The organism is Bacteroides ovatus (assembly GCF_001314995.1).
Lineage (GTDB): Bacteria > Bacteroidota > Bacteroidia > Bacteroidales > Bacteroidaceae > Bacteroides > Bacteroides ovatus.
The window spans coordinates 851,303-863,847 of sequence record NZ_CP012938.1 but is presented as its reverse complement, the minus strand read 5'-3'; the positions used below and the strand labels follow the sequence as shown (position 1 = coordinate 863,847).

Annotated in this window: 4 protein-coding genes; all 4 read right to left on the bottom strand. The window is 44.4% G+C overall.

From position 1 onward, the window contains the following. Positions 1-155: 155 nt before the first annotated feature. On the bottom strand, positions 156-3,275 hold the full coding sequence (locus Bovatus_RS03330; RefSeq protein WP_004296027.1) for a DUF6298 domain-containing protein: 3,120 nt from the start codon (positions 3,273-3,275) through the stop codon (positions 156-158). A 30-nt stretch (positions 3,276-3,305) separates the two neighbouring features. Then, entirely contained in the window at positions 3,306-4,988 is a 1,683-nt protein-coding gene (locus Bovatus_RS03325; protein WP_004296028.1) for a polysaccharide lyase, read from the bottom strand. Positions 4,989-5,046: 58 nt separating this feature from the next. After that, entirely contained in the window at positions 5,047-9,477 is a 4,431-nt protein-coding gene (locus Bovatus_RS03320; protein ID WP_081015843.1) for a hybrid sensor histidine kinase/response regulator transcription factor, read from the bottom strand. A 137-nt stretch (positions 9,478-9,614) separates the two neighbouring features. Further along, entirely contained in the window at positions 9,615-12,269 is a 2,655-nt protein-coding gene (locus Bovatus_RS03315; protein WP_004296030.1) for a glycoside hydrolase family 2 protein, read from the bottom strand. Positions 12,270-12,545 lie beyond the last annotated feature (276 nt).

Genomic DNA, 12,545 nt, shown 5'->3' with positions numbered 1-12,545 from the left:
ATGTTGCAAAACTAAGCAGTATCGACCGCAACGTTAGGTAAAATCTGGTTTGTGGATTGAAAAAACAAGTATCATGTTTTATAACACTCTTTTACTAGAAATTACCAATAAAAAGTAAAAATCCCGCTGAATAGTCTTCAACGGGATTCTCTGCTTTATAACTTATGGAACCAATAAATACCTTCTTTCTTATCTGGCACCTTTAGTTTGTATAAACCATTTATTTTCAGTGATTTATTCATCGTTTCAATCTTTCCGGAAGCAGGGTGGATGTACTTTAATACATACTTTCCGGACGATAATTGAACAGGAATTTCTGTTCCGGACTTGGAATAAATGATACTTCCAATATCAGATTTTACCATTTTCTTGTACTCATCCGTATTTGTTTCTTCCACATCCATTGCTGCTGCATCCTTCAGGAACGCTTTATCTGTGCACGGAATTACAGGACATGAACCTCCTGCCATAAATACAGCCCATCCCATAGCCGGATAATTCTGTGCGTAGAATGTCACTGCCTTTTGAGGAAATTTCTGACGATACTCATTGACAGCTTTATATGCTTCTGTGAAAGTTACCTTTCCCACTTTCATCTTCCGCATGTGCTGACGTGGCGCCATATTCTTTCCACCTTCCGGCGCAAAGATTCCGTCCGTCTTATAATGCCAGTATCGAATATCAATAATATCTACTACGGCAGCGCGTTTAGGATCTGCAAGGATTGCATCTTGTACATCTTTCGTTGTACTTAATGCTACTTTTGCTTTCTTTCCGGTTTCAGTTTCCCATTCAGCTATCACGTCCAACCAAAATTGTACGAAGTGCAACGGGCCTGTAAATTCGGCACTTGTCAACTGAATGACATTCGAATTGTCCGCGAAGTTATTCAGGCATTGGCGGATATATTGTCTGTGCAGTTCACGACGGACAGGATGAGTAATGTCATAGAACATATCCGCCACAAAGATTCGTTTGTCTCCGGCAAATGGAGCAGGTTCAGGAAATCCGGTCTGATTGATGTTATTGCTGCTTCTCCATGGAGAATCTACCCAATGCGCACCGGCTTCCAATATATTGTGTTGGAAATAGTTTTCATGGAACAACAGCAGTCCGTCCTTATTTCCTTTTTCTGCAAATTCTTTTAAGCGGCTCCAGTACCATGCATTAGGGCGCTTCAAATCATATTTGCTCAATCCTTCCCATGCTGTTCCCTGACCGCTACGACCAAATGGCTGTTCATAGAAAGGTCCCCATACATCACCATCGCGACGGCGAATCCGTTCGTGGTCATCCCGGCGACGATCGTACCAAAGACCATAATTCTGATCGAAAACAAGAATGTTTTTCTGTTTCATAAAGTCGACTACAGAATCAATGCGGTCGGTTAATCCCAATCCCTCGCGTCCCGGCACAAAGCGGGTGATGGCCGGACTTGCCTTTTTTAGATAATTGGTTTTGAGCTTTCCGTTCCACCAAGGGGTGGTATGACTGCCTCCCACCAATAGAGCACCGTCCATCTGAATACGTCCATTGGTTACAGTTACTTCCGGTTGGGTTAATAATTTAGCAGCAGTAGAAGAAGAATTTGCAAGTGCAGCGCTCTTTTTCTCTTTAATATCATCGATTGATTTTACTCCGGTTGATGCCACCGAAGGAGCAAACTTGTTATCGCCGATCCAATGTTCCAACGTCAATCGTGGTTTATATGCTTCTTTAGCGAGTTCCATAGCTACTTCCACTGTAGGACTACTGGTTGCACTTGTATTTCTGGGCAGAATACGTGCACGTTCTGCACATTCTTTGTTCAACCGTTCTTTCAATTGAGCATAAAAAATACTGCGAGGTTGTACATGATTGTTGGACTGTGCCCATTCACCGTCACCGGAGAATTGTGCCCAACAACCGTATGCACGGTTCATCGCATCTTTTGCCGGGGCATAACATTCGATTTCCGCTGCCGTACATTGCCAAAACAAGCTGTTTGCCGTATTCCAACCGGCTCCGTTTTTATCTTGTCCCAAATTCTTGAAAGTCAGGTTATGACCGTCGATATTTACTACGTCAAACAGCAGTCCGCACGCCCAGGCATCAATAGAACCGCTGAATCCCAAAGATTCATACGAATCACATTGTACAAAAGCATTGGGACCGGCTGCGCAATATCCGGCAGCAAAGTCATGAATACCCTGTTCCGAATAACAGCGTTGAAATAAAGTTTGTTGTCCCAGCGTATGGAAAGTGCAACGACGCATCCCTCCGATTTCTGAAACGGGTTCTTTCGAGATACAGTCTTCAACGGTAATTTTGGAACCTGTACGCTGAACAATTACAGCACTTCCTGCAAAATGCTTGAAATTAACCAGTCTCACCCAACAGTTTTCCGCATCTTCAATGGAAATACCTGTCCAGCAATGATCCTCGTCTTTAGGATAACGTTTGTCGTAATCAGAAATCAGTGTCATATTTTCTACGCCACAATCGTGAATACGTCCGTTCCATTGATAAGTCAACAGGGAAGAAGTTCCATAGTTGGCATCCAAAGCTACGGTCAGCGGAGTATCCAGTGTTACTTGGTTGCCATTTACTTCGCAGACTGTTCTGTCCCAAGTCAGATCCATGTCACCTTCTTTCCATCCCAAAGCACTGATACCTCCTCCAAAAATATCACAACCCAAAGAGGCAATCCATTCTTTGCCGGAAGGACGGGTAACCATGACACGGTCTCCTTTTTTCAGAGAAACACCCGAAGCGACTTCCAATGTTCTCGCGTTTACCGGAACATAGTGGGAAAGCACCTTCAATGTGTCTTGTACATTCAGGTCGTCCACTCCTTCCATGTAGATAAGCGCACCTCTGTCCACGCCCTTTTTCAGCAGTATTGTTTTTTCTTTATCCGTACCCCGCAATACAATTCCGGATGCGGAGATACGAATACTGCCGGACAGGGAAAACTCTCCCTGATCGAGTAATACGGCTCCCCGAAAACCGGAAGCGTCGGGAGTCAGCGAAGCTACATAATCAATGGCACGTTGAATGCGCGCTGTATTATCTCCGGCTTTCCAGGGTACAAACACCACATTACGGACAGAAGGAATATCCTGTTCGGAGGATTTATATCCGCATGTCGAGAAATCGAGAACCCGGTTTCCCCGATCATCATTCAGGTAAGTGATCTGGTCATTCTTAACCTGTAAAGCAAAGGTTTGCGCATAACTTTGCACAAACCCAATGCTCAATAATCCTAAAAGGATCGTTCTTACTTGTATATTCATTACAATAAACTTTAATCTCTTTTCATCCGGTTACAACAGACTTTTCCGTTTAGACAATGTATCGTAATTGTTCTTCAAGTCTGTCCAGTCCACTTTCTTTCTGGTGTCTATACCATTGATGTATTTTTCAATATTGGTATATCCGTCACCGTTGCAGTCCATGTTGGCGTCGGTCGGGTCATTCGGATTCAATCCGTTGGCAATTTCCCAAATATCCGGCATACCGTCGCCGTCCGAGTCTACTACCGCTTCACCTTTATATTCGGGCAGTCCGCCTACCTGACGAATATCTGTGATGATACCTTGCTTGTAAGAATCAGCCGGTAACCGTCTCTTCACGTAAGGAGAGACAAACTCCGGTGCATCTTTCGCATAAATGGCCTTTCCTGTTTGTACGGTTTTAATGACACGTGCATCTACTGCGTCACGTTTCGGAAAATTAGCTCCTACATTATCTAATACAAAGGTATAAGCTTTTTTGGTATCCATTACAGTTACCGGTGGCATTTTGAAAGCCTCGTCCGATTTAATTAGCGGCAGAAACTTTGCGGCGTCCACCTCTTCTTTAAGTTGTACGCCTCCGTCCCAGTTATCTTTTGTAACTTTGGCATTGCCATGGATAATATTTCCGTTTACGTATGCTTTTCCGAATGAAAGCGGTCTGTTTTTGTCACGTCCCGCTTCCGGTTTGAGAATACGATAAGAGATCGGTTTACCTATCGGAGTGATCGGACCGGGTTTGAAGTAGTTGTTTATCATATTGTAGAAACTGTTGTGATCGCCTCCGTCTACGGAACGGTTCCACCAGTTGAAAACAACATTATTGACGAAGTTAAAGTCGCCGTCCATACCTACCGAACTATTCCGGCTGATGTTGGAAGCAAAGAGATTACGGCAGAACATACTGTTATGCCCACCGATGGTTGCACCGAAAGCATGATTGTAGGTATCCAATGCTTCAGAGAAAATAGAATTCTGGATGGTAATGTTTACTGTCGGAAGTTTCAGCCCGTGTCCGTCTGCCCCTCTGTTGTATACATGACGGTAGATAGACATGTTTTCATCCAATCCCCAACTGGCGGAGCAATGGTCAATCATGATATTCCCAACCGCATTCCCTCCTACTGCATCATCACGGAAAGCTACGTCCTGCGCACCGCGACGGAAGCGCATGTGGCGAATCACAACATCGTGTGTATCGATCAGGAAAGATTGTCCGGTGACGCAAATACCATCTCCGGGAGCTGTTTGTCCGGCAATCGTTACATAAGGGGCACGTACGCTAATCGGGCTTTTCAAACGAATCACTCCCGCTACATTGAATACAATAATACGTGCACCTCCCGTTTCGCAGGCTTCGCGTAATGTTCCGGGACCGGAATCTTCCAGCGAAGTGACCACAATCACTTTACCGCCACGACCACCGGGAGTATACATGCCTCCGCCTTCCGCGCCGGGGAAAGCCGGGATATTACTTTTTATCAAATCTTCGGGTTTCGAGGCCCAAGGCTTATAGGGACGACCTTTCTTTGCTTCTTCTAACACTGTCGGCAAAGCTTTTTCCCATGCCGCATCCGATTTCCGTTCAAACTCCGCTTCTTGTTTTGCTCCTCTTGCTTTTACCGAGTCCGGAATTACAGGATACTGGGCTGCCACAGGTAGTACACAGGCAACCAGCATCCACGCTGATAATACTTTCTTAATGTTGTTCATTCTTTCGAATCTTAATTAGGTTTCTAAAAGGACGATTAAGAAAGCATTTTGTAATCGGTTATCTCTCTCCTTTCCGCCATTCATTCATATATTCGCGAGGGGACTGATTATATTTTTTCCGGAAACACTTACTATAATATCCCGAATCCTTGAATCCGACAGCAAAAGCAATTTCGGAAACACTTAAATCCGTATTTTTAATCAGTTCGATAGATTTATTCAAACGAATCTCTTTTACCAGGTCAACGGGCGCCAGGCCGGTAAGACTCTTCAGTTTCTTGAAGAATGCCGAACGGCTCAATCCGATACCGGATGCTATGGTGTCAATGTTAAAGTCACTGTCGTCCATATTTTCTTCAATGACCTGATGTATCTTTTCGAGGAACTGTACGTCTTTCTTTACCAAAAATTGTTCGTAGCTGTCTTCTTCGGTCGTCGTCTGGTTTTCCATTTGCTGACGGATTCGTTCACGAAACAGTTTCCGTTCGGCAAGCAACTGGTCGATACGTGCCAATAGATATTCCTTACTAAAAGGTTTGGTGATGTAGGCGTTTGCCCCTAAAGTGATCGCTTTGGTCTTGGCGCCTTCATCATTCTTCGCAGTCAGGATAATGACAGGGATATGACTGATTTGGAAATCTTTGCGGATGGATTGCAACATTTCAAGCCCATCCATTTCGGGCATCATCTGATCGGTCACCACAATATCCGGATGATACAGATGTACTTTCTTCAAACCTTCCACTCCGTTATTGGCAATATGGATATTGAACTTGTCCTCCAACTGAAGCTTTATCAACTGGCAAAGGTCTTTGTTATCTTCCACCAACAGAAGGGTCGGTAATGAAGCATCGATTTCCGGTTCTTCTTCCGTACCGTCTTCGGATATGGCATTTGCAACGGGATCTTGTTCTACCGAAACAGGGGCTGTCTCTGTATCTCCCACATAGAAGTCTACTTCCGACGGGCGGTAATGTTCCTTATCCATCAGAAGTTCCACAATAAACACCGCCCCTTGTCCTTCGGGACTTTCGGCACGAATCTGTCCATGATGCAGATTGACGATCTCTTTTGAAAGTGCCAATCCAATACCCGTGCCCTGATAATAGGAGTTTTTCGCGTTCTCTCCTTGCGAGAAGCGTTCGAAAATCTCGGTCAGTTTATTTTGTGGAATACCTACTCCGTTATCTTCCACCCGTACATAACAACGTTTACCGTCGTCCGTCAATCCGGTAGTTATATAAATACTTCCTCCGGAATGAGTGAATTTGAATGCGTTGGATATGATGTTGCGGATAACAATGCTCATTTTCTCCTTGTCCGCCCATACCATAATCGGTTCATCCGGCAACTGGAAAGTAAAACTGATCTCGTTTTCTTCGGAAAGTACCCGGAATTCTTTCTGGAAAGAAGCTATCATTTCATTAAAATCAATTAATGACACATGCAAACGCATCTTGCCGTTCTGAATCTTCCGGAAATCAAGGATCTGATTCACTAATTGCAGCATCTGATTGGTATTCTTCTCCATCAGATCCACATATTGCAATCCTTTCGGAGAGAGCTTTTCGCGTTCTCTTAGTTCCTGTATCGGACCTTTTATCAATGTCAAAGGAGTGCGCAATTCATGGGAGATATTGGTAAAGAACTTGATTTTCATCTCCGATACCTTTTGCTCGATATAAATATCATTCTTCATTTTGAGCATGAAGAAAGCCAGGCGCAGGCTGAAATAGAGAGCTGCCAAACCTAGAATTACATAAATAAGGGTTGCCCACCAGCTCAACCACCACGGTGGAAGGATAGTAATAGCCAATGTACAGTTGGAAACCAGCTCCGGATTGGCTTCATCTACGGTTTCTACACGGAATGTATAGTCTCCGGGAGGTACGTTGGTATAAGAAGCGATACGGTTCTTTCCGTTATAATGCCATTCTTTTTCATATCCTTCAAGTATATATCGATAAGATACCCGGTTTTGATTATAGAAATTCAATGCAGCAAATTCAATCGTGAACATGGATTGATTGTAGTTCAGTTCGATTGCTTTGGCGTATGTGATGGATTCTTTCAGGATCGGACATTCGCGGAAACTACGCAGATCGCGGTTGGAAACTTTAAAGTCAACAATACGTGTATCGTAGTTCGTATGCAATGTTTCCAGTTTGTCGGGAGAGAATGCCAGGATTCCCTGCCGGGTACCAATCCACAAATCTCCATTCAAGGTACGGAGGGCACTCCCCTCTTCCAATTCCACATTCAGGAAACCGTCGTATTTGTCGTAGTTGCGAAACTGTTCGGTAGCCTTATTGAAGCAGGACAAGCCAATTTCCGTTGTAAACCACAAGTTACCGTTTTTATCTTCTACGATGGATTTGACTACATCGTTATTCATTCCTTCGCGTATGCCGTATGATTTGAAGATCGGTTCACGCTTTTCTTTATCATAGCGGACTAATTTATTCAAACCGCCTCCGAATACACTTACCCAGATTTGCGAATCAGTATCTTTGTAGAGTACATAAATATCGTTATCCGCTACGTTTGAATTTTCGCTGACCTGTCGGTACGTTTCAAACTGGATCTGTTCGGGGGCAGTGAAATGTCCGTCGAAAGACATCAGGCCATCCATTGTTCCTACCCAAATACGTCCGTCTTCATCTTCCGTCATGGTACGTACCTCCATATATAGACCGTATGCAGGATATTGTTTCAAGCCATTGTATTTATGGATAAAGGTAATTGCTCCGTTCTCTTCGGAAATTAGATTCAGACCTCCTCCTAGTAATCCTACCCAAATGCGCCCCTGGCTGTCCTGATAAGTAAAGTACACATCGTTGTTACTGATAGAATTCGGATTCTTGGGGTCATTGATATAACGGGTAAAACGCAACCCGTGCGGTGAATTCATGTCCGGTTCGGCTTTGACAAGCCCGTTTCCTTTGGTGGAAAACCAAAGATTACCGTCTTTGTCTTCCATAATATGATATACGGCTCCCAACAGATAGTTCTTATCCGAGAAGATTTGTTTCACTTGTCCGTTACGATCCAGGCGATACAGAGCTTGCCAGCGGGTTCCTACCCAAATATCCCCATTTTGCGCTTGGAAGAGAGCACGTATTCCCTGATTCCAGGAAGTCGATCTTTCGGGCACTACCGGAGATGGAGAAACTTCTGTCAGCAGTTGGAATTGCTTCTTGGGGAAGTTAAGCCTATATACTCCGCTGCTTGTAGATGCCAACCAAAGGATACCATCTTTATCCAGCAGAAGATGGAAGAAAAGCTGATTGGGAAGATCGTCGGAGAAAGGCTTCAATTGGTTGATACGGGTCATTTCCAGTTTCTCCCTATCGAATAGAAGAATTTCCCCTCCCGGAGTCATAAAGAACATGCCCTGTTCGCCGGCATCCTGCATTTCAAAATTGCCGATTGCGTTCTGATTGGGGAATGTAAAGCGGTGGTGGCTCCTGTTCAGGGGATCATAATAGGTCAATGCCTGGTTGCCTTCCTGAAACCATACCTTATCGTATTTATCATAGAATATAATTCCATTGTCTTTTTCGGGGATGGTAAAGGGGAGCTTGGTCAACTGCTTGTAGCCGATATTGTACTCGTATGCTCCTTCGTTGGTGGTAATGTACATCAGACCGGATTCCGTTACCAGCAGATTAGAAACCGGCTGTTTGATTTCCGGTATCTCGTAACGGTTGACAACTCCGTTTTGCGGATCAATGCTATAAATGTGACCTTTCTTGTCTCCCAACCATAAGAATTTAGAATTATAAGAGGCACAAGTAAACTGATCCGGGTTAGCAGATACTTTTTTCTGTATAAAGTCGGCAGGTTTGTCTTTCAGCGCTTCCCCTTTCCGTAGGGACAGAATCTGATAATCCATACCGATCCAATTGATAAACTCGGCTGTTTCGCAGAATATGTTGTGTTTCAAACGCATGTCGTACACGTTCACGTTAGGACGCGAATCATGCAATTGTTTCATCGTTATTTTACCTTCCTTGTCGGTGTACGCACGCAAAAGGCTTTTATCTTTTGTCAGCAACAATACGTCGCCGTCTTCGGTCGTCTGAATCTTGATAATCTGAATGTTCTCGGAATATTCTTTCACATCATCGTAGACGGCATGAAAGCTCTCATGCCGTTTATCGAACAGATAGAGTTTACGGTCGATAGTCTTAATCCACAGAAAACCATTCTTATCTTCTACGATACGCTGAATTTTACGCGGCGGAATGTCTGTGGAATAAAAGCCGTCATGATTATCGTAGGAACGGAATTTACTTCCGTCAAAGCTGCATAGTCCATACCAGGTACCGAACCAGATAAATCCGTCTTGTCCTTTTAATGTACAGTTTACGATATTATTAGGCAAACCACGTTCAGCCGTGTAGTGTTCTACAATCATATTTGGATAGGCAAAAGCATACATGCCTATCATGGATAGTAATAGTATTAGAATATTCCGTTTTCTCATTGATAGCTATAATTGGAATTAAATGTACTCAAAGATAGTCTTTTTTTTTGAATAGTGCTTTAGTAACATATAAAAAACAAGTTGGCAGATCACCCTGTTAATCACTTATTACTAACCTGCTAATCACTTTTATCGTACTATTTTTCAGTTCCAAATTCAGTCTGTTGACGTTCTACTTCATCCAACACCCGTTGGCGTTCTTCCTCTGTCAGTTGTACTTTTCCTTCAGATGATCCCTTGACCGGGGGTGCATTAAGAGTGGACGGTGTTGTCCTTTGTATTTCATAAGCCTGTTCCTCATAGCAGAAAGGGAGTTCTGCAGGAACGCTTTCCAGTTCAATTTCAGTAGCTGTCGGAGCTTGAGTGCCCTCAAACTGTACGTGGGCTTTCACCTTAACTTTTCCGGCTTTCCGGGTAGAACGAATCAACACCGGAGCAGAGCCGAACTCCACCGCACGGGGATTGGCGCCAATAGTAGCATCTCCGATGATTTCTCCTTCACCTTCTACCGTGAAAACGATATTCTCTTTTGCCAGACGGCGCACATTTCCACTATCATCGGTTACTTCAGCAACTACGACGATAAAGTCGGAACCGTCAGCTACCAGGTTCACTTTTTGAGTATCTATGTAAAGGCGTAGTTTGGTGGAACGTCGGGAAGGCATTTTCTTTTGAGTGCATACCACTTTTCCGTCGATGATTCCTTCGGCAACCATGTTCACTTTTTGCCAGTTCTTTTGTGTATAGCTATATCCGCGTGCTTCCCAAAAGTCCCAGATATTTTCGAATATAACGGGAGCATTCGGCATGTGCCCTTTGGCATGTACCACCGGTTTCGTCCAGGTTTTCGTTCCATCATAAATAGAAAGACGGACTGAATCACAGTTTGTGAATACAACTACGTCCTTATCGGAGAACTGTGACATTTCATGAGCAATGAATATCATCGGGCCACATTCTGCCAATGGGTGTTGGAGGCTGGCCGGCGACTGGCTGCGAAATACTTCATACGCATATTTCTTCTGACGGAAAGCATCATAAATACCGCCCCAATAAGGATCCGGATGGTAACCACGCTGATGGTCGAACGGATGCCATTGGGCGCCACCGATAAATAAACCGGTCGTGCGGTACATCTCGTCATAGCTCTTTGCCAAGGACATAGCCTGTACTAGTAACGGGCGTTCTCCCCAACTGCGGCTGGCACGGTTATTATTGTTGTGAGCATACCAGTCGTCTACATTCTCTCCGAATTCACGGGTAAAGATACATTGCTCCGGTTTGTCTTCTTTTTCATCATCACCCGGCCAGCCATAAACAACGTCATAATGCTCTTTCACTCCGGCAGAATGGACATCGGCAGCAGCTACCGGACGTCCCGGATAGGGATATTCTTCTTTGGTAATCTCAAGAGCTTTCAAGGCAAAATCGAGCGGATAGCGGGTTTCATTCAAGATGGGTTCCCACATCAATACGGAAGGGTGATTACGGTCACGACGAATCATTTCGCGGGTATTCTGATGAACCAACTCTCCGAATTTCGGGTCTTTGTTCCAGTACTGCCATCCCGGAGTAGCGACAATCACAAACAGGCCGAGCTCGTCACAGGCATCCATGAAGGCAGGGTCTTGGGGATAGTGGGCTACCCGAATAATGGTACATCCGGCATCACGCAGACGTTTGGCGTCACGCCATTGCTGTGAGTTCGGCAAGGCATTGCCTACGTATGCAAAATCCTGATGGCGATTGGCTCCTACCAGTTGTCCGAAAGGTTTGCCATTCAGCCAGAATCCGTCTTTACCACGGAATTCTGCCAGACGAATACCGACACGGGTAATGCCTCCGTCAATGGATTTATTTCCTTTTTTAATACGTGATTGTACTCTATATAAATAAGGTGTGTCCGGTGACCAAAGAGTAGGATTCTTTACTTCCATCTGTTGACGGATGGATTTTTTCTCTCCCGGCTTTAAAGAAAGTTTTCCTGAACTGCGTTTGATTACTTTTCCATCCGCATCTGTCAAAGTCGTTTCTACAGTGACTGACTCGGAACGGGCGTCGTCATTCTGAACTTCGGTGTTTACATATACCTGCGCACTCTTTTCACTGATCTTATCAAAATGAACGAATACACCTCCACCGCCAACGGTTTGTGAATCGATAGCGTCAGTAATAGCTACCGGAGATTTGGCAATCATCCATACATCACGGTAAATGCCCCCATGATAAGCAAAGTCTAATGTATATTGACGTTTTCCGGGAGGATAGGATTTGTCATCACTGTTGTCCGTGAAAACAGCAAGCAGACAGGAGTCTCCAGCCTGTACACCATTGGCGGTCAAGTCTAAAGTAAAAGGCAGATAACCTCCCAGATGTTCCTGAATGCGTTTACCATTCAGATAAAGAATCTGTTTGCCCATAGCTGCTTCAAAATGAAGCACCACCCGTTGCCCTTTTGTTTCAGCGGGGAGGACAAAGTGTTTACGGTACCAGGCCGGTCCCTGATAATTGCGGCATCCGCTTCCTTCGGCCGGCATCAACTCTACGGTATGAGGGGTGGAAACGACGTTCCAGGAACGGTCATCAAAGTTTACCGCTTCTGCTCCCTGGACATCGCCTCTGAAAAAGTGCCATCCCGGATTGAAATTATAGACTTGTCGCCCGCTACCGGGAAGCTGGATGAATCCGGCAACCGATGTCTCGGGACGGTAAGTTTCTGTAGCCTGCCCTTTTTCTATCAAAGAGAACAGTAATAGAAAAGCTGATAAGATGATAAATGGTCTTTTATTCATAATTCTTTATTTATATATTTCATTCGTTAAATGGGAATTTAGCGGTTAAATGGGAATTTTGCAGTTAGGCTGAAAGCCTTACAATTATATATTTATTGGGGTGCCCTGAAAGGGCTTAATTATATAGCGTAGGGCAACGCCCTACGAAAAAGACACACCAGCCACAAGCCCTGAAAGGGCGGAACTGTATACAATTATGCCCTTTCAGGGCGCAAATTCAGATTGTCGTTTTTACGTAGGGCGTTGCCCTACGCTATATAATTAAGCCCTTTCAGG